This is a genomic window from Citrobacter sp. FDAARGOS_156 (assembly GCF_001559235.2).
GTDB classification, from domain to species: domain Bacteria; phylum Pseudomonadota; class Gammaproteobacteria; order Enterobacterales; family Enterobacteriaceae; genus Citrobacter; species Citrobacter youngae.
In genome coordinates, this window is the sequence record NZ_CP014030.2 from 238,045 (window position 1) to 259,342 (window position 21,298).

The window sequence follows — 21,298 nt, forward strand, 5'->3', positions numbered from 1 at the left end:
ATGAGTATGGCAAGGAGTCCTTATGTCTCTTGTTAATGCAAATACTGAAGAAGAAAAATTAAAGGCAACAACTGTAAGATGGCGGATATTTATCATCATGCTTTTATTAGGCGCCATTAATTATATTGACCGCACATCTCTTTCCATTGCCATGCCATATATTACGGATGAATTTGGCATTACTGACACACGCGTTGTTGGGGTTATTCATAGTGCCTTTTTCTGGGCTTATGCTTTGATGCAAATTCCCAGTGGAGTTATTGCTGATAAATTTAAAGCGAGAAATATCATAGCGCTGGCCACTATCTTATGGGGAGCATTTCAGGCCGTCGCGGCGCTGTGCCACTCCATTTTTACTCTCTCACTTTCTCGACTGGGGTTAGGCGTTACTGAATCTCCAATTATGCCCGCTGGCGCAAAGTTAATGGGGACATGGTTAACACCAACAGAACGCGGGCGTGGTTCGATGCTACTTGATGGCGGCGCGCCGTTGGGGACGGCATTAGGGGCGGTGATCATCGCAGGACTTATTGCTTTTTTCGACTCCTGGCGTATGGCATTTGTGGTGGCAGGTGTGGGAACAATGGTGGTCGGCTTACTGGCCTGGTGGTACATCCGCACTTATCCATCAGAACATCCCAGCATTAATAAAGCAGAACTGGACCATATTACCGCTGCAAACGGTGCTGAAACCAGCAGCAAGAAATACCGTCTGGCCGACATCAAACCTTATCTAAAACAACGGAATGTGATTGCGCTCATCGGTGGTTGGGTTTGCTACAGCTTTGTGTTCTACGGCCTGATGACCTGGCTGCCGCTCTACTTTCAGGCCACCTACGGTTTCGATATCAAATCGATGGGTGGAGCAATGGCGCTGATCTTCTTGCTGTGTTTTGTCGGCCAACTGACCGGCGGCTACATTATGGATAAATGGCGCAGCAAAGGGGCAAAAACAAGCCGTGTGATGCATACAATGTTGGCTATTTCTGCCACTACCGCTGGCGTTGGTATTTTCCTTTGCGCACAAAGTTCTACACCAGCCGTTGCGATAACCCTGCTCACCATTGCCCTTTTCCCACTGCGGTGGGCCAGTGTTTACTGGTCAATACCAGGGCTGCTAGGCGCGCAATCTGTTGCGGGTACCATCTGTGGGACCATGAACTTCACCAGTAACTTATTCGCCGCTATCCTGCCAATTTTTATCGGTTTCCTGGTGCAATCCACCGGAAATTATTACGCCGCCATGATGTTCTTTGCACTGGCTGCTGTGGGTTATCTCATCTGCTCGCTGCTGATCAATTTTGATAAAAAAATGGTTATTGCCGACGAGTAATCCCCTGAATATGGCCCGCTTAGGGCCATCTTTTCGTATCAGGAATGATGTATGTTCAATTCAGAGAATTTTATTGCCGTGGATTGGGGCTCCAGCAACCTGCGCATTTGGGTCTATCAACAGAATCAATGTGTCTGGCAACACGCCGATCAGAATGGTGTACTCAAGCATAATCCTGACGCATTCAAAGATACCTGGCTAACACTGCTAAGTTTATGTCCGCAGCCATTAAGCAAAGATACAACCGTCATAATGAGCGGTATGGTGGGCAGTAATATCGGTTGGGTAGATAGCCACTATTTGCGTTGCCCAACCCCGTTAAGCGCATTATCGCAGCATCTGACAGCGGTTGAGGATGCGGGTCCTTTTCCCACTTTCATCGTACCGGGTCTGCAAATTGCCGGACCGAAAACCTACAACGTCATGCGTGGAGAGGAAACGCAACTTTTTGGCGCCCTGACTGATGACCTCTGGTACGTCTTCCCTGGGACACACAGCAAATGGGTTCAGGTGCAAGAGGGTATCGTCTGCGATTTTCAAACTATCATGACCGGCGAGTTTTTTCATTTGCTCTCCCACTATTCCATAGTGGGAAAAAATGCCGGGGAACAAAACACGAACATTCAGGCTTTTTTAGACGGAGCCGAACGTGGCTGGAATGAAACGTGTTTATCCCGCAGTGTATTTGACCTCAGAGCTCGAATACTCAGCCATTCCTTGCCACCCGACACGCTATACGAATCTCTCTCAGGATTACTGATTGGCCACGAAATCGCGCAAATGCTACAGCATTACGCCATTAACACCGGGGAAGAAGTCGTTTTGGTAGGCAATGAAGATTTGCTCAGCCGCTATCAAAGTTTGTTTCATCATTTCGGTTATCGCTGTCGTCTGTGCAATGGTGAAAAAGCATTTATTAATGGTATCAGGAGACTTTTACATGAATAGCCGTAACCCTTTGGTCGCCATTCTGCGCGGGGTGAAGCCTGATGAGGTGCTGGCTCATATTGACGCGCTGATCACAGCTGGCTTCAGCACAATAGAAATACCGCTGAATTCTCCAGACTGGAAAAGCAGTATTGCTTTGGCCGTGGAGCATTATGGCCAGACGATAAAAATCGGTGCAGGGACGGTTACTCATGTCGCGGATATCAGCACTCTCTCTTCACTTGGATGCGCATTTATCCTTACACCCAACACCGATCCGGAATTAATTGATGCCGCCAAAGCGGCCCAAATGAAAACCTGCATCGGTTGCCACACAGCCAGCGAAGCATTTCTTGCACTCAGGCACGGCGCAGATGGACTGAAAATTTTCCCTGCGGGAGAACTGGGACCGAATTACATCCGGGCATTAAAAGCGGTTTTACCTCCTCAAACACCTTTATATGCCGTAGGCGGAATTCGCCCTGACAATCTGTCTCATTACCTGAATGCAGGTTGTTACAGTGCCGGATTAGGCAGCGATCTTTATCGCATTGGGCAATCTGTCCACCAAACTGCAACAAATGCGAAGTTATTTGTTGAGGCTTATAACAGCTACTGTCAGCATAATGAGGCATAAAAAAGCCCGCCATTAAGGCGGGCAAAAGTTACCAATGCACACTTAACTTAAGCGACTTTCAATTGTTGAATCTTTTTCTCGCGACGAATTTTACGTTCTTCAAACACGGCCACGATGGCCATCAGGCAGATACAACCGATGGCGGCGGTGTCCAGCGCGGCGAAGGTTCCTGCCCAGCCGGTGAGGCCGAAAATCGGCGTACCGTCGGCAATCATCCCCAGACCAAGCTTGGCGAAGCTGTCACCAATCAGATAGGCGAATGTCCCTTTAATCCCATCGGCTGCGCCGATCGCTTTTTTCGGCACAAATCCGACTGCCGCCACGCCAATCAACAGCTGCGGACCAAACACCAGAAAGCCGAGGGCAAACAGCGACGCCAGATAGACATACTGGTTGCTGGCGTGCTGATAAACGCCCAGTGTCGCAATGATTAATGCCAGCGCCACGCAGGCCACCAGCGCCCGGCGACCATTCGCCAGGTCAGAGAGCCAGCCCCACAGTAGCGTGCCGACCAGCGCGCCCACTTCAAACAGGGTAAAGCCCTGAATCGCCACTTCTTTGGAGAGCTTCAGCTCCTGGAAAGCGTAGACGGTGGACCACTGGTCAATACCGATACGCACCACGTACAGGAAGATGTTCGAGAAACACAGCAGCCAGATCACTTTGTTTTTCAGCACGTACTCAACAAAGATCTGCCATTTGGTCATCTCGTTTTCTTCGGTCTCTTTGTCCTCTTCGCTGATCTCTTCACCGAACAGCTCTTCGGCTTTACCGAGGCCGTAAGATTCCGGGGAGTCGCTGCCGTAGCGTAGGCCGATAAAACCGACAATCAGGGCGATAATCGACGGGAAGATAAACATCCCGATGACGTGACCGTCGAACAGGTAGTTGGCGCCAAACAACGCCACACCCGCCGCGCCCGCGCCACCGAGGTTGTGGGAGATGTTCCACATGCCGAGGTAAGAACCGCGCTTGCGACGCGGCGTCCATTTGGTGATGGTGGAATAACTACACGAGCCGCCGGTACTCTGGAAGAAGCCGCTCAGCGCGTAAAAGGCGATCATCAGAAACAGGCTGGTCGAACCCGCCCCCATGCTGGCGCTAAAACCGAGCATACAGATAGCAGAGAGGATCAACATAAACGGCAGGAACTGCTTGGTGTTTTTGCCATCCGCGTAATAAGAAACCAGCGTTTTACCCACGCCGTAGGTGATGGAGAAGCCCAGGCCAATCATCCCCAGTTGCGTCATGCTCAGCCCGTAGGTGGAGATCATGTCGTTCTGCGCGATGTTGAAGTTTTTGCGGATCAGGTACATGGTCAGGTAGCCGATGAAAACTACCAGATAAGACTGCATGAACGGTTTGAACCACATTTTGCGCCGCACATCGAGCGGCAGATCCAGGGTTGGCTTGCGCACCTGGTTTAAGAAGGCCAGCATAGGACTCTCCGAGCTAATTTTTATACCTGCGAATAGCAGGCATTGTAAAAATCAGCCGGGGATCACGCCTGAGACAGCGTCCAGGTGAAACCGGGAAAATTTCTTAGTTTTACCCCACTCGGGGCAAAAAGGTGAGGTACATCACGCTTCACCAGGCTCACGCGGCGCCTGGGCATTCAAAAACGGCAACAGCAACAGCGCGGAGATCCCCGCCGCGATGGCGATAACCACAAAGAATCCGGTCCAGTGCCAGACTTCCATTACCTTCGCCAGCGGCCAACCGGAGAGCGAAGCGCCCAGGTAAGCGAACAGCCCAACAAAACCGGTTGCTGCACCTGCCGCCTCTTTGTGCGAGCACTCCGCCGCCGCCATACCAATCAGCATTTGCGGGCCAAAGACGAAAAATCCGGTGGTGAAGAAGCACGCTGCCTGCATCACGTAGCTGGCGAACGGCATCAGCCACAGCGAACCGACGGAAAGCAAAATCCCGGCGGCAAAAATCAGGTTCATTGGCCCACGATTGCCGTTGAACAGCTTATCTGACCCCCAACCCGCCACCAGAGCCCCAATAAACCCGCCCAGTTCAAACATGGTCACCGCGGTGTTGGCGGTCACCAGATCGACCCCCAGCGTTTCTGACATGTACAGATTACCCCAGTCATTGATCGCCGCACGTACCACGTACACCAGCACATAACACAACGACAGCAGCCAGATGTAGGGATTCAGCAACACATAGCGAGTGAGAATTTCTTTGCGGGTTAAGCCTGCGCCCTCCTGCTGCTGGGCAATTTCTAACTCATCATGTCGCCAGTCGCCAACCGGAGGTAAGCCAATCGCCTGCGGCCTGTCGCGCAACCGCCAGCACAGGAAAAATCCGACCACAATCGCCAGTATTCCGGCAATCATCATTCCTGCACGCCAGCCATAATGCAGCGCCGTCGCCGCCATCACGATAGGTATCAGCGCCCCGCCGACGTTGTGCGCGGTATTCCACAGCGCCCACCAGCCGCCGCGCTCGGTACGCGAATACCACGCGGTCAATAAACGCGCGCAGACCGGCGACCCCCAGCCCTGGAAGAACGCATTCAGTGCCCACAGTAGCGCAAAGGCCCAAAGCGAGGTCGAGAAACCGAACAGGATGTTTACCACGCCGGTGGCAATCAAACCAATGCCCATAAAATAGCGGGCGTTGGAACGATCGCTGACGATACCAGAGACAAACTTCGACAGGCCGTAAGTGATGTAAAACAGCGTTGCCAACAGGCCAATGTCGCTGCGGGTCAGCACACCGCTGGTGAGGATATCCGGCACCGCAGCGTTGAAGCTTTTGCGCGTGAAATAGAACAGCGCGTAGCCAAGCCAGATGGTGGTCAGAATATGCCGCCGCCAGTAGCGATAACGGGCATCTACCTCACTTTTATTGGTAATGAGTGGCGCATTAGCCGGGGCTTTTAGAAACTGAAACATTGCCATTCCTTACACATAACGCTGAGGCAAAGAGACGCTGACCCGCGTACCGTGCGTACAGGATATCGAAAGCTTACCGCCGAGGGCCGTAATGCGCTCACGCATCCCGGTGAGGCCAAATCCCTGCTTATTCGAACCCGGCGGCAGGCCGCTGCCATCGTCCTCAATCACCAGCATCAACCGCTCATCCTGTAACCAGCCCTGGAGCGTCACCGCGCTGGCATTAGCATGCTTAACAATATTGTTCAGTCCCTCCTGGCAGACGCGAAACAGCGTCACCCGCTGGCTTTCACTGAGTGCAGATTCATCAATATGCCAGTCGAGATGGCTGACGATACCGCGACTTTCCAGCTCCATTTCCCGCATCAACGAACGGATAGCCTGCTCCAGCGTTAAATCATCTAACTGGCGCGGGCGTAAACGCCCCAACAGGCGACGTACCGAATCGTATACCCCGAGAGAAAGCTGCTCGATATGCGCCCCGCTGCGCTTCACGCCCACGTTCTCCGGAGCCAGCCGCTGAACGATACCGGCCTGAGTACGAATCGCGGTGATGGTCTGGCCGATATCATCGTGCAGTTCACGCGCCACGTCGCGGCGCACGCTTTCTTCGGTTTCCAACAAACGCTCGGCCAGCCGATGATTACGTGCCAGCTCGTTTTGCAGCGACTGGTTGAGTTCACGCAGGCGCTGAATACCCGCGCCGAGCAGCAACCCGGTCAGGCTCTGCGCCAGCAAGGAGAGCAGCAAGTCGACGGGATGGTCGTGCCAGGTCTGGCTGGCAATCAGCGCGATGGCATTCATTAGCGTTGCGATCAGCGCCCCCTGCCAGCCATAGTGCCAGGCAAGTGCAATAATCGGTAGCGCGAGGCAAAACGGCGTAAAGCGCGACAATTCATTCGGCAGACCCAACTGCAACCACAGGCTGACACTGAACAACAGCAGGTACCAGACCAGATGTCGTCCGCGCCAGTTCACAGGTTGAGAAACCACCGCCGGTCCCAGCGGCAGCCAGGTGGTGCTGGTCAGATAGTGCCAGAATACCAGGCAGATCGGCGCCAGCGTCAGCCCACCGGTGAGCGTCAGCAGCAGCACGGTCCACGCCTCTTCACCTTGCCCAAGCCATGGTAGCGATTGCAACAGTGCCGCTGCGGTCAGCGCTGCCCCCTGTAATAACAATGTGCGCCAGTCACGCTGATGGCGGAAACGTGAGGTCAGTGCGACGGGAAGTAAGGTGAGAAAGCTACCGATCACCAAAAGCGGCAGATGGGACAGCGCCACTTCCTGCGCCAGCCAGAACAGAAGCAGCCATTCCGCACCCAACAGTACCGGCCAGTAGCCGCGCGGACATTGCAGCATTAAGCCCAGGCGCAGGCCGAATGGAAACAGCAGCACTGCCAGCTCCGGGCGTTCAACCAGATGCAGGCTGATGCTCCACAGGCAAAACCATGCGGCAGAGAAGATAAAAAAGCAGGCAACAATGGTGACTAACCGGGAAAAGAACGTGTTCATTGCCAGCCGTCAAACATCCGCCGAGCCAGTTCAACATCGTTGCTTACGCCCAACTTTTCCATCAGGTTGGCGCGGTGCACGTGTACCGTTTTTGGTGACAAGCCCAGTTCAGCCGCAATCTCTTTGACTGCCATCCCTTGCGCCAGTTTTTCTGCCACCTGACGTTCACGTTTGGTGAGCGGGTCCTGACGCCCGGCCGCCAGTTTGACGGCGATGTCCGGCGTCAGGTAACAGCCGCCGGTCGCCACGGTATGCACCGCTGCGATCAGCTCATCCGGGCTACAGCGTTTAGAAAGGAAACCACGCGCGCCCGCGTTGAGCGCCTGCTCCACCAGCGCCGGGCTGTCGTGGACGGAGAGCATGATAATCGCCATTCCTTTTGGCAACTGACTTAACAGTTCAAGACCGGAGATATCTGGCATCGAGATATCACAGATACAGACCTGCACGCCGCGCCCCGGTAATCCCGCCAGCGCCTCACTGCCTGAGCCAAACTCAGCCACCACCTGCAAATCAGGTTCCAGCCCCAGCAGTTGGGCAAAGCCGGAGCGGACGATAAGGTGGTCGTCAATAAGGGCAACGGTAATCATGGGTTCATCCTGGCGCTAAGACATGCCTGATGGCGCTGCGCTTATCAGGCCTACGGGCAGGTGCCGTTGTAGGCCGGATAAGGCATTAATACCGCCATCCGGCAAAAGCGCTTACCTTAACGATAAGTGCTTTGGTGTTCAAGCCTTGAGCGAATCACTCAAAGAACACGGTGATTTTGTTAAACATCGACGGATCGGACTGATTGCGGGCCACTTTCACCACATCTTCCAGTTTGTCGATCTGGCTTATCATCTGCTCCAGACGCTGGTCATCATTCACCAATAGCCAGATACGGCTCTTATCACTGTCCTGAATCGGTAGACAGAGGATACCTTCCACGTTGAACGCACGGCGGGCAAACAGCCCACAAACGTGGGTCATTACACCCGGGTGGTTGCGTACGGTGAGTTCCAGGATTACGTTGTCATGAGTCTGCTGTTGCATGGCTTATTCCCCCACCATTTCAGTGTTTGCCGCACCCGGCGGTACCATCGGATACACTTTTTCTTCTGCATCAATACGTACGTGGATCAGCGCGGGTCCTGGACGATTGATTATCTCCTGCAGCGCCGCCTGTGGGTCCGCTTCATGATTTAAATCGCAGGTTTCGAGACCAAAACCGGCGGCAATCTGCATAAAGTTAATCATCCCCGGATAGGTCGCAGCAAACACGCCTTGCTTATAGAACAGGCTCTGCTGCTGATACACCAGACCCAGTGCTTCGTTATTCATCAGGATAATTTTAATATCCAGCTGATTTTCGCTGGCAGTCGCCATTTCCTGAATATTCATCATCAGGCTGCCGTCGCCAGAGAAGCACAGCACTTTCTTGTCCGGGTTCGCCAGCGCCGCACCAATCGCCGCAGGCAGGCCAATGCCCATGGTTCCCAGACCACCAGACGTCAGCCACTGGCGCGGACGGTTCAGCGGGTAAGCCTGCGCCGCCCACATCTGGTGCTGGCCGACGTCGGTAGTGATAATCGCGCTGTCGTCCACGCAGGCGGCAACGGCGTTAATCAGCCCATAATGGCTGAGCGGATCGCTTTCCTGTGGAATAGTACAAGGGAATTCGCGTTGTAAATCGGCCACCATCTGATGCCACGCGTCCCGCGGTTGTGCCTCAATCAATGGGATCAGCTGTTCCAGCACCTCATCGACATCTGCCTGAATGGCCACGTGCGGCTGTTTGATTTTACCCAGCTCCGCGCGGTCAATATCAACGTGGATGATTTTGGCATTCGGGCAGAACTGTTCGGTTTTACCAATCGCCCGGTCATCAAAACGTGCGCCAAGAACAATCAGTAAATCAGCCTCTTGCAGAATAAAGTTGGTGCTGCGCGCGCCATGCATACCCAACATGCCTAACGACAGCGGATGCGCTTTTGGCAGCATGCCCAGCGCCATCAACGTCATGGTGGTAGGCAGTTTTGCTTTTTCGGCCAGCTCACGAACGCGCTCCGGCGCGTTAATCACGCCGCCGCCGAGGTACAACACCGGGCGTTGTGCCGCATTAATCATGGCGGCAGCATCGCGAACGCTGTCCGCGCTAAAGGTTGGCGCAGGGGCTTTTTCTGCAGGCTCCGGCATCTCTTCAATTTCAAATACGGCTGTTTGAATGTCCTTAGGTATGTCTATCCACACCGGGCCTGGGCGTCCTGACTGCGCAATGCGGAAGGCATCGCTCATGACCTGCGGTAATTCATTGATATGGCGAACCAGATAATTGTGTTTGGTGATGGGGATAGAGATGCCGTAGGTGTCAACTTCCTGGAAAGCGTCGGTGCCGATCATCGAGGCCGGAACCTGACCGGTGATACACACCAACGGGATGGAATCCAGGCGCGCATCGGCAATAGCGGTCACCAGGTTGGTTGCGCCCGGTCCGCTACAGGCCATACAGACGGCGGGTTTACCCTCGGTTCGTGCCATCCCCTGGGCGATAAACCCCGCACCCTGCTCGTGGCGCGCCAGGATATGACGGATTTTCGTGCTTTGGCTCAAGGCGTCGTAGACGGGGAGAATTGAGCCGCCAGGAATACCGGTGACCACTTTAATTCCCTGACGTTCCAGGAAATGAACGATGAATTCTGCGCCCGTAAAACGCGTACGCTTGGATGTTATGCCCGAACTTGCCATGCTCCAGTCCTTTTATTCTGGGCCTTTGCTCCGGGCAGGTCTCTGAAACGAAAAACCCCGCCCGGTTTGCGCCGGCGGGGTTTTGGAATCGTGTGTTGTTCCGGACCCTACGGCGCATTGCCGACGACCACCACCACACGCACGACGACCGCTGCGCGAGATGGCGCAGTTTTTAGTAGGGTCGCAGTCAGCATGGAAGGGTTCATTAGGGGCCTTGTCTGTTTGTTGGTTAACAGGATTTATACAAACACAGGTTTTTCAGCGTGACAATGGAAAATTTTTCATCTGCGCAAAAATGCGCCAAAGATCACGTTTATCTGTACGCAATGTAAAAACAAAAAACCCCGCCGGGGCGAGGTTTTTTTCAGGGTTTGCGGCTGGTAACCGCAGAACACACTGTGTTACGTCAACGCAAGAAGTATACGCGATCGGGAACGAACGCGCAATTTAAGGCACGGATTTTGACGTTTCTGAGTATGGATCGCTTTGCGGATTTTGTCCATAAAATACTGTTCATACATACAGTATTTATCTATACTGTAAATGTTCGCAGTGCGCGAGGGGGCCGCTGTTTTACCGGCGCATCAAAGTCCTGGCTGAAACGGGTGGTGCCGTCAGCGCCTTAACCCCCTAAGTGAGCACACTGTGTTACGTCAACAAAGGTGCTGGCAACAGGCAGCGGCGAGGTACGCCAGCACCGTGCTCCTTGTACCAAAAGGAGAGCGTATGAGCCTCGTGGATATCGCTATTCTTATCCTCAAACTCATTGTTGCAGCACTGCAACTCCTTGATGCCGTTCTGAAATACGTTAAGTAATTCAGATTCAAGTCGCACCTAAGGGGGGCGGGTAACACTCCGCTCCCCTTTCACCTTCTCCCTGGTGCTTGTGTCGTGCCAATGTGTTACGTTTTTATGACATCCTCAGGGAAGAATTCCGCCATGACGCTTTCTGTTTTCTGCATTTTGCTGTTCGCCGCACTGCTGCATGCCAGCTGGAATGCCATCGTAAAAGCGGGAAACGACAAGCTGTACTCGGCGATCAGCGTCAGCGGAACCGCTGCGATTATGGCGCTGATTTGTTTACCCTTTGCGCCGCAACCCTCTGCCGCCAGCCTGCCGTTTTTAGCTGTCTCAACCGCATTACAGGTGGTCTATACCGTCCTGGTCGCTAAAACCTATCAGGTTTCGGATATGAGCCAGACCTATCCTCTGATGCGCGGCACAGCGCCGCTGCTGGTCGCGATTATCAGCGTCCTGTTTCTTGGCGATAGCCTCTCGCTACTCGCCTGGGTGGGGATTGCCACCATCTGTCTGGCTATTCTCGGGATGGCATTTAACGGACGCTGCGGCTCGCAACGTGGGATTATCCTGGCACTCATTAATGCCTGTTTTATCGCCGGTTATACGCTGGTTGATGGCACCGGTGTTCGGCTTTCAGAAACCGCGCTGGGCTACACGCTGTGGACCTTCTTTCTGAACGGCTCCTGCCTGCTGGGTTGGGCGATGATCGCCCGCCGCCGGGAAGCGTCACGTTATCTGGCGCACCAGTGGAAGAAAGGTATTCTTGGCGGGATTGGTACGATGGGGTCTTACGGCCTGGCGCTGTGGGCGATGACTCAGGCCCCGCTGGCGGTGGTCGCTGCACTGCGTGAAACATCCATTCTGTTTGGCGCACTGCTCGCGTGGCTGCTGCTGAAAGAAAAGGTTGCCGGAATACGTCTTATCGCAGCCGGAGGTATTGCCGCCGGCGCAGTTTTACTCCGCTTATCATGATGTCGTTGTAAACCCGATGCAATCCGGCAACATTTGTTGCCGGATTTTGTTTACATTTCCTGCCGTCCAGCACATAAACATTCCAGCCCACTATCTGGCCTTCTTTTTCTGTTGTGGTAGATTCCACGCGCATTTACGGGAAAGTGCAGCACCTTATTCTTCTTTTTTCTCTTTTTTAAAAGTAATCAGCGAAATGAAAAGGCATAGAAGCGTCAATTTGTTGTTGATGTTGGTATTACTGGTGGCGGTAGGTCAAATGGCGCAAACCATTTATATCCCCGCGATTGCTGATATGGCGCGTGAACTGAACGTTCGCGAAGGCGCGGTGCAAAGCGTAATGGCTGCCTACCTGCTGACCTACGGCGTGTCGCAACTGGTTTACGGTCCCCTTTCAGACCGCGTAGGGCGCCGCCCGGTGATCCTCGCCGGGATGTCTATTTTTATGCTGGCCACGCTGGTCGCCATTACCACCCATAGCCTGACGGTACTGATTATCGCCAGCGCAATCCAGGGGATGGGAACGGGCGTCGGCGGTGTGATGGCGCGAACGTTACCGCGCGATCTGTACGAAGGCACGCAACTTCGCCACGCCAATAGTCTGTTAAACATGGGGATTCTGGTCAGTCCGCTGTTAGCTCCGCTGATTGGCGGCATGCTGGATACAGTGTGGAACTGGCGCGCCTGCTATATTTTCCTGCTGATTCTGTGTGCGGGTGTGACGTTTAGCATGGCGCGCTGGATGCCGGAAACACGGCCTGCGGGTGCGCCGCGTCCACGGCTGATCGCCAGCTACAAAACCCTGTTTGGTAATAGCTCTTTCACCTGTTACGTGCTGATGTTGATCGGCGGTCTGGCGGGCGTTGCAGTCTTTGAAGCCTGCTCCGGAGTATTATTGGGCGCACGGCTCGGTCTAAGCAGCATGGCGGTCAGCATCCTGTTTATTCTGCCTATTCCGGCGGCGTTTTTCGGCGCATGGTTCGCCGGTCGCCCGAATAAGCGTTTCTCGACGCTAATGTGGCAGTCGGTGACCTGCTGTCTGGTAGCGGGTTTAATGATGTGGATCCCAGGGCTGTTTGACGTGATGAACGTCTGGACGCTGCTGGTTCCTGCCGCACTGTTTTTCTTCGGTGCCGGAATGTTGTTTCCGCTGGCAACCAGCGGTGCAATGGAGCCTTTCCCGTTCCTGGCAGGCACGGCTGGCGCGCTGGTTGGGGGATTACAGAACATTGGTTCCGGCGTGCTGGCATGGTTTTCTGCCATGCTGCCGCAGACCGGGCAAGCCAGTCTGGGCCTGCTGATGACCCTTATGGGGCTGTTGATTTTTGTTTGCTGGCTTCCGCTGGCATCACGCGTGTCGCATCAGGGACAGGCGGTTTAAGCGTATGATGGCCCGGCTTATCGCCGGGCTTTTCGCATTCTGGCGCGATCATCGTCGTCAGCAACGGCTCCAGCGCCGGACGCCAGGCCCCTTCTTCGCCATCATAGAACTGCATATCCGCATTGATAGCATAGGGGATTTTCGCCTTGCGCAGTTCACATGCCATAAACCGTGCAAATGCAGTTTGCGCGGCAGAAGGCGCGTTTTTGATGGTCTCTCCCGGCGACCAGCCCCCCACCCAACTGAGATGACCCGTTTTCTGTTGCCAGTGAATGGCCGTATTAATACGGGCGCGAATGGCGGCTTTTTCTGCCGCAGTCCCCGACGTCCAGGGATACTTACCGTTATTTTTTAGCGGCCCCCACGGGAAGATATGCCATTCAGCCAGAACGGTATTCTGACTTTGCGGCGGTAATTTCAGATTAGGCAAATCTTCCGGTGCCGCGCGCAGTCGCGGAGCAATGAAAATCATCCGCTGCGGTGAAATGGCGTGGATTGTGCGAATCGTTTTGTCGTACACCCGATTGAGCGAAGTCTGATTGTGATTAAGCTTATCGGCAGGCTCATATATCAGGTCGAAACCCAGCAACGGCGAGCCTTGACCAAAGTAATGCGCCACCGCCACCCACCAGTTAACCACCTCTTTTTCGTTACCGGCGCTGGGGTCTTTTTTATATTCGTCAGCCTGATAGGCAATGATCGGGATCACGCCGTATTGCTCGCAAGCCTCTACCAGCTTGCGCAAATGGATGAGCCTGGCTTCTGTTGGCTCACCAGCCACACGAATACGCACATGAGAGATCCCCTTCGCCTTGAAATCCCGTACCACCAGCGGATCGAACTCGCGGATACCGCGATCTGTGCGAGCCCAGTCTACGTCCATTCCAACGCCAAGCTGCTGCGCATACAGCGCCGCCGTCAGCACAGGGGGCGCGGCATACACGGTGGCGCTGGCTAACAGTAAAAGGGAAACAATCGGCTTTAACACGGTCGTCCTTACGCAAATCATCAGGAGTGATATCACGTATTTAGCATGCTTTTTCACTTTCCGTGTAGAGAGAAAGCGTAAAAAATATTCGCGGCCCGCTTATTTAACCTGCTCCTGCAGCCAGCCAATAAATGCCTCGATTTTTGGCCACTGCCTGCCGGGCAGCGTGGTGATGTAATAGTGTTGATGGCATTTCAGCGCCATATCACCGAAAGGCGCGACCAGTTCCCCGCTGTCGAGACGTTTCTGCACCAGCCGCTTTCGGCCCATCGCCACGCCGATATGGTTCATGGCGGCAATTACCGCTAAATCAGAACGATCAAAGCCGATACCCGATGATGTCGGCAAATTCACGGCAAAATGCTGCGCCCAACTGTGCCATTCATCGGTTCCTGAGTCGTTACTCCATGCCTGTCTGTCATGCAGCAAGGTGCAGTGCGGCAAATTCACCAGCGAACCGGTAAGGTCATGGCGGCGAGCGTAGTCCGGGCTGCATACCGGCAGGATCTCTTCATCCATCAGGAAGTGGTGCGTAAGCTGCGCGGAGGGCGCATCGTCAAAATAGATAGCCAAATCGACCCCGGCACGCTGTAAATTGACGTTGTCGTTGCCGGTCAGGATGGTCAGTGAAATTGACGGGTAGCGACGGGTAAAGTCGCCGAGCGCCGGAACCAGCCAGCACTGGGCGATAGAAGGCCGTGAGTAGACGGTAAGCGTCCCGGACAGCTCCTGGTTTTTAATATCGAGGATTTCCTGATTCAGCGTATCCAGCGACGATTTCAGCGCCCAGAACACCCGCTTACCCTCGTGGGTGAGTTCCACTTTACGGTGTGAACGGACAAACAGCTGAATGCCCAGCTCATCTTCCAGCTGATTAATGCGATGGCTGACGGCGCTGGGGCTTAACGACAGCTCATCTGCCGCCAGCGCAAACGACTGATGCCGGGCCGCCACTTCAAAGGTATACAGCTTTGACAGCTGCCAGCCATTGAGCAGCCGGTTTCTGCCCTCGCGTAAGGGATCCAAACTCACCTCCAGTCCTCCTGATTCATGCGCCGGAGTGTAAAAAAGTTCGCTGTAAAAATCAGCACAAAGATGAATCAAGGTGAATCATATCGCATAAATGCAGCGTAATTAGACGTAAATCACTCATTTGATGCAATCTGGCTCATGTGAAAGGAGATTTATATCGTTTGTCAGACGGTGCCTTATTTTTGTCCAATAACCTTATATTAATCACAGGGCAAGGTGAGCTATGCACTCTCAAATCTGGGTTGTGAGCACGCTGCTGATAAGCATCGTGTTAATCGTTTTGACCATCGTGAAGTTCAAATTCCACCCGTTTCTGGCGCTGCTGTTAGCCAGTTTCTTCGTGGGTACGATGATGGGGATGGGGCCGCTGGATATGGTCAATGCCATTGAGAGCGGCATCGGCGGTACGCTGGGCTTCCTCGCGGCGGTTATTGGCCTTGGGACCATTTTGGGCAAAATGATGGAAGTGTCCGGCGCGGCCGAACGCATCGGTCTGACGCTGCAGCGCTGCCGCTGGCTTTCCGCTGACGTCATTATGGTGTTGGTCGGGCTGATTTGCGGGATCACGCTGTTCGTTGAGGTCGGCGTGGTGCTGTTGATTCCACTGGCCTTTTCGATTGCTAAAAAAACCAATACCTCATTACTGAAGCTGGCGATTCCGCTGTGTACGGCGCTGATGGCAGTACACTGCGTCGTACCTCCGCATCCAGCCGCTCTGTTCGTGGCGAACAAGCTGGGCGCAGACATTGGCACCGTGATTGTCTACGGCTTACTGGTGGGTTTAATGGCTTCGCTTGTCGGCGGACCGTTGTACCTGAAATTCCTCGGTAACCGTCTGCCATTTAAACCGGTACCGGCTGAGTTTTCCGACCTGAAAGTGCGCGACGAAAGTACGCTGCCGTCGCTGGGTGCCACGCTGTTTACCGTCCTGTTACCCATTGGCCTGATGCTGGTCAAAACCGTCGCTGAGCTGAACATGGCGAAAGGCGGTACGCTGTATACGCTGCTGGAGTTTATTGGTAACCCGATCACCGCGATGTTTATCGCCGTTTTCGTGGCCTACTACATTCTCGGCCTGCGTCAACACATTGGTATGGGAGCGCTGCTGACCCACACCGAAAACGGTTTTGGCTCGATTGCTAACATTCTGCTGATTATCGGTGCAGGCGGCGCATTCAACGCTATCCTCAAGAGCAGTGGGCTGGCGGATACCCTGGCGCTGATCCTCTCAAACATGCATATGCACCCGATTCTGCTGGCATGGCTGGTCGCACTGATTCTGCATGCCGCGGTGGGTTCTGCCACGGTAGCGATGATGGGCGCAACGGCAATCGTGGCACCGATGCTGCCACTCTACCCTAACGTAAGCCCGGAGATCATCGCCATTGCCATCGGTTCCGGCGCTATTGGCTGCACGATCGTGACCGATTCCCTGTTCTGGCTGGTGAAGCAGTATTGCGGCGCCACCCTGAATGAAACGTTCAAATACTATACGACCGCGACATTTATCGCGTCCGTTATTGCACTGGCTTGCACATTCCTGCTTTCCTTTATTATCTAAGCGCGAAGAGACTGACTATGGAAAACATTCAAACACTTATCGCCCAGCATCCTTTAGTGGAAGATCTGGTGGCTCTGAAAGAGACAACCTGGTTTAACCCTGGCACCACCTCTCTTGCAGAAGGTTTACCCTATGTTGGCCTGACAGCACACGACGTTGAGGATGCCCACGCGCGTCTGACGCGCTTCGCACCGTATCTGGCGCAGGCCTTCCCGGAAACTGCCGCTACTGGGGGCATTATCGAATCTGAGCTGGCCGCCATCCCGGCCATGCAAAAACGGCTGGAAAAAGAGTTCGGGCAGCACATTAGCGGCGAAATCCTGCTGAAGAAAGACAGTCATTTGCCGATTTCAGGCTCGATTAAAGCCCGCGGTGGCATTTATGAAGTCCTGACCCACGCGGAAAAACTGGCGCTGGAAGCCGGTCTGCTAACGACAAATGATGATTACAGCATTCTGCTTTCTCCTGAGTTCAAACAGTTCTTCAGCCAGTACAGCATCGCAGTAGGTTCAACTGGCAACCTGGGGATGTCTATCGGCATCATGAGCGCCCGAATCGGCTTCAACGTTACGGTCCATATGTCTGCTGATGCCCGCGCGTGGAAAAAATCCAGGCTGCGCAGCCACGGCGTGACGGTGGTGGAGTACGAAGAAGATTACGGCGTGGCGGTTGAACAAGGTCGTAAGGCGGCGCAGTCCGATCCAAACTGTTTCTTTATCGATGATGAAAATTCCCGCACGCTATTCTTAGGCTATGCGGTCGCCGGTCAGCGTCTGAAAGCGCAGTTTGCCCAGCAGGGGCGCGTGGTGGATGCCGATCATCCGCTGTTTGTTTACCTGCCATGCGGTGTGGGTGGTGGCCCTGGCGGGGTAGCATTTGGTCTGAAGCTGGCATTCGGTGACAACGTTCATTGCTTCTTCGCAGAACCCACCCACTCCCCGTGCATGCTGCTGGGGATTTACACCGGGCTGCACGATACCATTTCCGTGCAGGATATCGGCATCGATAATCTGACGGCGGCAGATGGGCTGGCAGTCGGTCGCGCCTCGGGCTTTGTTGGCCGGGCGATGGAACGCCTGCTCGACGGACTGTACACCCTGGACGATCAGACTATGTACGATATGCTGGGCTGGCTAGCGCAGGAAGAAGGTATTCGCCTTGAGCCATCGGCGCTGGCGGGCATGGCTGGTCCTCAGCACGTTTGCGCCTCCACGGATTACCAGCAGATGCAAGGATTGAGCGCGGATCAGCTCAATAACGCCACGCACCTGGTGTGGGCGACCGGCGGCGGCATGGTGCCGGAAACCGAGATGGCGCAATACCTGGCGAAAGGGCGCTAACCCCCTCTGATCTCAACGCAGCATCGCCATCAGCTCCATCGGTGAGCGATGCTGTTTAATCAGATCGCGCATGACGCGCATATGGGGTGATGAGTGTTCAAAGAAGGCCTGATATCCCGCACACAGCACATTTTCCCCGTGAGTATCCCCATGCACCGGGCAATCACCACGGTAAAATTGCGATAAGGAACATGACCGACAACGCACGCTCTGCTGTGAGGTCGATTGCCGTTCAATTTGAACCGCCAGACCACACCATCGACGCAGAGTTTTATCAAAAAGCTGAATAGATACCCGATTAATATCTTCACGAACCCAGATATCAAATATCGTATTTAAAAACTGCCCCCACCCTTCTGGTGTGACAGATTCAGCCGTCAGGTTGCCTGCTTCATCGCGCTTAATCAGAGGGATAAACTGTACGAGACGAACATCGCCTTGTCGTAAATCACGGTACAGTTCAATAGGTTGCAAACTCTTCTGGTGATCAATCACCACCTTTAAAATACCCTCACTAACATCCATGTCCTCACATACTGTCATGCAAAATTCCCGATATATACGATAAGTTGGCGAACGTGTGTTACAGCAAACAGTATTGCAAGGGATAACACCGCGAGGGAGATCATAAATTTGTCACGCACCGCACGAGATTCAGAAAAATCGCTATGCGTAACATCCATCAGGTTACGGCTGCGGGTGTAGCGCCAGAGAATAATCGCCACAATTGCCAGCACCGCTATTGAAACCCAGAATAACGCTCCCGCCTGATGCCAGTTATGCTTAATCGCCAGCGCCATCAGTGCGCCATAGCCTAGCAACGTGCGAAACCAGGCCAGCGATGTCCGTTCCGGTTGTAGACCAGGATCGGACTGGCGACGGGCCTTACGACTACCCGGCATACAGCACCAGCGCCATAACAATCACCGCCACAAGCGTCAGCATGACGCTGATAATCAGCAGGCTGTTGGTGTACGGCATGTCCTCTTTCAGACGCATCGCCTTTTCATTTCGCAACCAGCGCAGATAACCGTAGATCGCCAGACCACCCGCAAACAGACACAGCAACAAGGCAAGTGCCTCACGGATGACCGGCGTGGCAAAATCCGGGGCCAGTTGATCAAGGCCAACCCCCGCCGCCAGAAAACCCAGCGCAGTGCGGATCCACGCCAGAAAGGTACGTTCATTTGCCAGCGAGAAGCGGTAATCCGGCGCTTCTCCAAGGCGGGAAATCTTCATGGCGACTCCTTCAATATTGTAGTCTGGTCGTTATACCGGAACAGTGAAAGAGTATGAACCTGATTCGCAAACGAAAGGGAGTGTAATGTGATGAGACAATGGAAAAGAGAGATGTGCTTTGAAATGCCGGATGGCGACTGGCGCCTTATCCGGCCTACAGTGAACGATGTAGGTCGGATAAGCGCAGCGCATCAGGCATTCCTGGATATGCTGACTGGATAGGTCAGTTTTAACCTAATCCCCAGAAGAGCACCGCCAGCAGTTGTGGGGTGATAATCCTCAGGAACATGACCAGCGGATAAACGGTGGCGTAGGAGAGCGCTGCCGCCCCGCTGGTGGCATGCAGGTTGTTAGCAAACGCCAGCGCAGGAGGATCGGTCATTGAGCCAGCCAACATGCCACACAGCGTCAGGTAGTTCATTTTGGTGAGAAGGCGCGCCAGCAGACCGACGGTAATCAGCGGGATTGCGGTGATAAAAATACCGTAGCCCACCCAGCTCAGACCGTCGCCCTGCGTCAGGGTATGAACAAAATCACCGCCTGACTTCAGACCAACCACCGCGAGGAACAGTACGATACCCAACTCTCGCAACGCCAGGTTCGCGCTGGGAGGCATAAACCAATACAGCTTACCGATACTGCCAATACGCCCCAAAATCAGCGCCATAATCAGTGGTCCACCGGCCAGCCCCAGTTTTAATGCCACCGGGAAACCGGGGATAAACAGCGGGATTGAACCCAACAACACCCCCAGCCCGATCCCAATAAACACCGGCAACATCTGCACCTGCTGCAGTTTTTGCTGTGCGTTACCCACAACATTGGCAACGGCATCAATCGACGAAGGACGCCCCACCAGATTGAGGATATCGCCAAATTGCAGGCTGGCATCGCTGCTGGCGACCAGCTCAACGCCCGCGCGGTTCAGACGGGAAATCACCACGTCGTAACGTTCTTTAAAGTGCAGGTCACGGATCCGCTTGCCAAGCACCTGTTCGTTGGTCACAACGACACGTTCAACACGCAAATCCGTACCCCGCGTTGACAGCGAAGTGTCCACTTCCTGCCCAATCACCACCTTCGCATTATGCAGATCGCCAGGCTGTCCGACCAGGTGAAGCAGATCGCCCATCTGGATAATCGTCCCCGGCGACGGCACCATTAACGTTTCATCTCGCTTCAGGCGTGAACAGATGATTTTGTCGCTGTTCAGAATGGGGACATCCTGAATCGCCATATTATTGAGGTTCGGGTTTTCAACACGAATGTTCATCGTCTGAATCAGCGTATGACCGTTGGTCAGCGTTGATTCATGCTGCTGAGCTTCGGACTCAACGTTCACGCGGAAAATGAGGCGCATCAGCCACATTGTGAGCAAAATGCCGCAAATACCGAAAGGATAAGCCATGGCATAGCTCATCCCCATCTGATCGACCACATCCCCCGGCGTACCCAGATCGCGCAGAATTTGCTGCCCGGCACCCAGTGCGGGCGTATTGGTGACCGCGCCGGAGAAGATCCCCAGCACCACAGGCAGCGGAATAGCGAAGATCTTATGCAGAAGCGCGGTAACCAGCCCCCCGATAATCACGATCAGCACTGCAAACAGGTTCAGACGCAGTCCCGAAACACGCAGTGAGGCAAAGAAACCCGGCCCTACCTGGATGCCGATGGTATAGACGAAGAGTATCAGGCCAAATTCCTGAATAAAATGCAACATATCGCCGCTCAGGGTCATCCCTGCCTGATCGACAAAGTGTCCGACGATGATACCGCCGAACAGTACGCCTCCGATGCCAAAACCAACGCCCCGTACTTTAATGTTGCCGATCCATAACCCGACAACCGCCACCAATGCCAGAACGCTGACCGTCAATGCTATATCACTCATTCTTCTGTTCCCTGTGAATAACATCATTAAGTAAATGGATTCTCGCAGAGT

21 protein-coding genes and 1 pseudogene are annotated in these 21,298 nt (G+C 54.1%); 9 read left to right on the plus strand and 13 right to left on the minus strand.

What is annotated here, in order from left to right:
* Positions 1 to 22 precede the first annotated feature (22 nt).
* The 3 genes from AL515_RS01175 to AL515_RS01185 are packed head-to-tail and all read left to right on the plus strand — an operon-like array spanning position 23 to position 2,897.
* Positions 23 to 1,333 carry an MFS transporter gene (locus AL515_RS01175; RefSeq protein ID WP_005121510.1) on the plus strand — a complete coding sequence of 437 codons (1,311 nt, stop codon included), beginning with the start codon at positions 23 to 25 and terminating at the stop codon, positions 1,331 to 1,333.
* A 51-nt stretch (positions 1,334 to 1,384) separates the two neighbouring features.
* Positions 1,385 to 2,281 carry a 2-dehydro-3-deoxygalactonokinase gene (locus AL515_RS01180; protein WP_061066883.1) on the plus strand — a complete coding sequence of 299 codons (897 nt, stop codon included), beginning with the start codon at positions 1,385 to 1,387 and terminating at the stop codon, positions 2,279 to 2,281.
* Positions 2,274 to 2,897: a 2-dehydro-3-deoxy-6-phosphogalactonate aldolase gene (locus AL515_RS01185; RefSeq protein ID WP_061066884.1), complete on the plus strand. Its 624-nt coding sequence runs from the start codon at positions 2,274 to 2,276 to the stop codon at positions 2,895 to 2,897. Before AL515_RS01180 ends, AL515_RS01185 begins: the two co-directional genes overlap by 8 nt.
* 47 nt (positions 2,898 to 2,944) lie before the next feature.
* On the opposite strand, the gene uhpT is transcribed toward AL515_RS01185, so the two are convergent.
* The 4 genes from uhpT to uhpA form a co-directional block, all read right to left on the minus strand.
* Entirely contained in the window at positions 2,945 to 4,336 is a 1,392-nt protein-coding gene (uhpT, locus tag AL515_RS01190) for a hexose-6-phosphate:phosphate antiporter (protein ID WP_003023929.1), read from the minus strand.
* Positions 4,337 to 4,477: 141 nt separating this feature from the next.
* Entirely contained in the window at positions 4,478 to 5,806 is a 1,329-nt protein-coding gene (locus tag AL515_RS01195; RefSeq protein ID WP_061066885.1) for an MFS transporter, read from the minus strand.
* A 9-nt stretch (positions 5,807 to 5,815) separates the two neighbouring features.
* Entirely contained in the window at positions 5,816 to 7,318 is a 1,503-nt protein-coding gene (uhpB, locus tag AL515_RS01200; RefSeq protein ID WP_061066886.1) for a signal transduction histidine-protein kinase/phosphatase UhpB, read from the minus strand.
* A complete protein-coding gene (gene uhpA, locus AL515_RS01205) occupies positions 7,315 to 7,908 on the minus strand; it encodes a transcriptional regulator UhpA (RefSeq protein WP_003023923.1) in 594 nt (197 codons plus the stop codon). The genes uhpB and uhpA overlap by 4 nt, the downstream gene beginning before the upstream one ends.
* 22 nt (positions 7,909 to 7,930) lie before the next feature.
* On the opposite strand from uhpA, the pseudogene AL515_RS24035 reads away from it, so the two are divergent.
* A pseudogene (locus AL515_RS24035) lies at positions 7,931 to 8,026 on the plus strand (hypothetical protein); the annotation flags it as partial.
* A gap of 36 nt (positions 8,027 to 8,062) precedes the next feature.
* On the opposite strand, the gene ilvN reads toward AL515_RS24035, so the two are convergent.
* The 3 genes from ilvN to ivbL all read right to left on the minus strand — a co-directional run bounded on the left by ilvN (position 8,063) and on the right by ivbL (position 10,251).
* Positions 8,063 to 8,353 (minus strand): acetolactate synthase small subunit, encoded by a 291-nt coding sequence (gene ilvN / locus AL515_RS01210; RefSeq protein ID WP_003023914.1) that lies wholly within the window; start codon positions 8,351 to 8,353, stop codon positions 8,063 to 8,065.
* A 3-nt stretch (positions 8,354 to 8,356) separates the two neighbouring features.
* On the minus strand, positions 8,357 to 10,045 hold the full coding sequence (gene ilvB, locus AL515_RS01215) for an acetolactate synthase large subunit (protein ID WP_061066887.1): 1,689 nt from the start codon (positions 10,043 to 10,045) through the stop codon (positions 8,357 to 8,359).
* Positions 10,046 to 10,152: 107 nt separating this feature from the next.
* Positions 10,153 to 10,251 carry an ilvB operon leader peptide IvbL gene (gene ivbL, locus AL515_RS01220; protein ID WP_003827118.1) on the minus strand — a complete coding sequence of 33 codons (99 nt, stop codon included), beginning with the start codon at positions 10,249 to 10,251 and terminating at the stop codon, positions 10,153 to 10,155.
* 520 nt (positions 10,252 to 10,771) lie between these two features.
* On the opposite strand from ivbL, the gene tisB reads away from it, so the two are divergent.
* The 3 genes from tisB to emrD all read left to right on the plus strand — a co-directional run bounded on the left by tisB (position 10,772) and on the right by emrD (position 13,196).
* Positions 10,772 to 10,861: a type I toxin-antitoxin system toxin TisB gene (gene tisB, locus AL515_RS01230; RefSeq protein ID WP_003023909.1), complete on the plus strand. Its 90-nt coding sequence runs from the start codon at positions 10,772 to 10,774 to the stop codon at positions 10,859 to 10,861.
* 123 nt (positions 10,862 to 10,984) lie between these two features.
* Positions 10,985 to 11,818, plus strand: a complete 834-nt coding sequence (locus AL515_RS01235) for a DMT family transporter (protein ID WP_061066888.1) — start codon at positions 10,985 to 10,987, stop codon at positions 11,816 to 11,818.
* 193 nt (positions 11,819 to 12,011) lie between these two features.
* A complete protein-coding gene (gene emrD / locus AL515_RS01240) occupies positions 12,012 to 13,196 on the plus strand; it encodes a multidrug efflux MFS transporter EmrD (protein WP_048213759.1) in 1,185 nt (394 codons plus the stop codon).
* Here emrD and AL515_RS01245 read toward each other — a convergent pair.
* Both AL515_RS01245 and dsdC read right to left on the minus strand, forming a co-directional pair.
* On the minus strand, positions 13,123 to 14,205 hold the full coding sequence (locus AL515_RS01245) for a cellulase family glycosylhydrolase (protein WP_048213760.1): 1,083 nt from the start codon (positions 14,203 to 14,205) through the stop codon (positions 13,123 to 13,125). The genes emrD and AL515_RS01245 overlap by 74 nt on opposite strands.
* 78 nt (positions 14,206 to 14,283) lie before the next feature.
* Positions 14,284 to 15,210, minus strand: a complete 927-nt coding sequence (gene dsdC, locus AL515_RS01250; protein ID WP_061068784.1) for a DNA-binding transcriptional regulator DsdC — start codon at positions 15,208 to 15,210, stop codon at positions 14,284 to 14,286.
* A 229-nt stretch (positions 15,211 to 15,439) separates the two neighbouring features.
* On the opposite strand from dsdC, the gene dsdX reads away from it, so the two are divergent.
* Entirely contained in the window at positions 15,440 to 16,777 is a 1,338-nt protein-coding gene (gene dsdX, locus AL515_RS01255) for a D-serine transporter DsdX (protein WP_048233068.1), read from the plus strand.
* Positions 16,778 to 16,794: 17 nt separating this feature from the next.
* The gene (gene dsdA, locus AL515_RS01260) at positions 16,795 to 18,117 is read left to right on the plus strand and encodes a D-serine ammonia-lyase (protein ID WP_061066889.1); all 1,323 of its coding nucleotides are present in this window, start codon (positions 16,795 to 16,797) and stop codon (positions 18,115 to 18,117) included.
* 12 nt (positions 18,118 to 18,129) lie between these two features.
* On the opposite strand, the gene AL515_RS01265 is transcribed toward dsdA, so the two are convergent.
* From AL515_RS01265 to AL515_RS01280, 4 genes are all read right to left on the minus strand, one after another.
* Positions 18,130 to 18,660 carry a radical SAM protein gene (locus AL515_RS01265; RefSeq protein WP_048213763.1) on the minus strand — a complete coding sequence of 177 codons (531 nt, stop codon included), beginning with the start codon at positions 18,658 to 18,660 and terminating at the stop codon, positions 18,130 to 18,132.
* Positions 18,657 to 19,019 (minus strand): DUF202 domain-containing protein, encoded by a 363-nt coding sequence (locus AL515_RS01270; protein ID WP_048213764.1) that lies wholly within the window; start codon positions 19,017 to 19,019, stop codon positions 18,657 to 18,659. Before AL515_RS01270 ends, AL515_RS01265 begins: the two co-directional genes overlap by 4 nt.
* Complete coding sequence (locus tag AL515_RS01275; RefSeq protein WP_005121491.1) at positions 19,009 to 19,356, minus strand: YidH family protein; 348 nt, start codon at positions 19,354 to 19,356, stop codon at positions 19,009 to 19,011. Before AL515_RS01275 ends, AL515_RS01270 begins: the two co-directional genes overlap by 11 nt.
* Positions 19,357 to 19,585: 229 nt before the next feature.
* Positions 19,586 to 21,247, minus strand: a complete 1,662-nt coding sequence (locus tag AL515_RS01280; RefSeq protein ID WP_048213765.1) for a putative transporter — start codon at positions 21,245 to 21,247, stop codon at positions 19,586 to 19,588.
* Positions 21,248 to 21,298: the final 51 nt, after the last annotated feature.

What these genes read in the sequence shown, in the direction of transcription:
- AL515_RS01175 (WP_005121510.1), top strand. Translation starts at nt 23, where the DNA reads ATGTCTCTTGTTAATGCAAATACTGAAGAAGAAAAATTAAAGGCAACA.
- AL515_RS01180 (WP_061066883.1), top strand. Translation starts at nt 1,385, where the DNA reads ATGTTCAATTCAGAGAATTTTATTGCCGTGGATTGGGGCTCCAGCAAC.
- AL515_RS01185 (WP_061066884.1), top strand. Translation starts at nt 2,274, where the DNA reads ATGAATAGCCGTAACCCTTTGGTCGCCATTCTGCGCGGGGTGAAGCCT.
- uhpT (WP_003023929.1), bottom strand. Translation starts at nt 4,336, where the DNA reads ATGCTGGCCTTCTTAAACCAGGTGCGCAAGCCAACCCTGGATCTGCCG.
- AL515_RS01195 (WP_061066885.1), bottom strand. Translation starts at nt 5,806, where the DNA reads ATGTTTCAGTTTCTAAAAGCCCCGGCTAATGCGCCACTCATTACCAAT.
- uhpB (WP_061066886.1), bottom strand. Translation starts at nt 7,318, where the DNA reads ATGAACACGTTCTTTTCCCGGTTAGTCACCATTGTTGCCTGCTTTTTT.
- uhpA (WP_003023923.1), bottom strand. Translation starts at nt 7,908, where the DNA reads ATGATTACCGTTGCCCTTATTGACGACCACCTTATCGTCCGCTCCGGC.
- ilvN (WP_003023914.1), bottom strand. Translation starts at nt 8,353, where the DNA reads ATGCAACAGCAGACTCATGACAACGTAATCCTGGAACTCACCGTACGC.
- ilvB (WP_061066887.1), bottom strand. Translation starts at nt 10,045, where the DNA reads ATGGCAAGTTCGGGCATAACATCCAAGCGTACGCGTTTTACGGGCGCA.
- ivbL (WP_003827118.1), bottom strand. Translation starts at nt 10,251, where the DNA reads ATGAACCCTTCCATGCTGACTGCGACCCTACTAAAAACTGCGCCATCT.
- tisB (WP_003023909.1), top strand. Translation starts at nt 10,772, where the DNA reads ATGAGCCTCGTGGATATCGCTATTCTTATCCTCAAACTCATTGTTGCA.
- AL515_RS01235 (WP_061066888.1), top strand. Translation starts at nt 10,985, where the DNA reads ATGACGCTTTCTGTTTTCTGCATTTTGCTGTTCGCCGCACTGCTGCAT.
- emrD (WP_048213759.1), top strand. Translation starts at nt 12,012, where the DNA reads ATGAAAAGGCATAGAAGCGTCAATTTGTTGTTGATGTTGGTATTACTG.
- AL515_RS01245 (WP_048213760.1), bottom strand. Translation starts at nt 14,205, where the DNA reads ATGATTTGCGTAAGGACGACCGTGTTAAAGCCGATTGTTTCCCTTTTA.
- dsdX (WP_048233068.1), top strand. Translation starts at nt 15,440, where the DNA reads ATGCACTCTCAAATCTGGGTTGTGAGCACGCTGCTGATAAGCATCGTG.
- dsdA (WP_061066889.1), top strand. Translation starts at nt 16,795, where the DNA reads ATGGAAAACATTCAAACACTTATCGCCCAGCATCCTTTAGTGGAAGAT.
- AL515_RS01265 (WP_048213763.1), bottom strand. Translation starts at nt 18,660, where the DNA reads ATGACAGTATGTGAGGACATGGATGTTAGTGAGGGTATTTTAAAGGTG.
- AL515_RS01270 (WP_048213764.1), bottom strand. Translation starts at nt 19,019, where the DNA reads ATGCCGGGTAGTCGTAAGGCCCGTCGCCAGTCCGATCCTGGTCTACAA.
- AL515_RS01275 (WP_005121491.1), bottom strand. Translation starts at nt 19,356, where the DNA reads ATGAAGATTTCCCGCCTTGGAGAAGCGCCGGATTACCGCTTCTCGCTG.
- AL515_RS01280 (WP_048213765.1), bottom strand. Translation starts at nt 21,247, where the DNA reads ATGAGTGATATAGCATTGACGGTCAGCGTTCTGGCATTGGTGGCGGTT.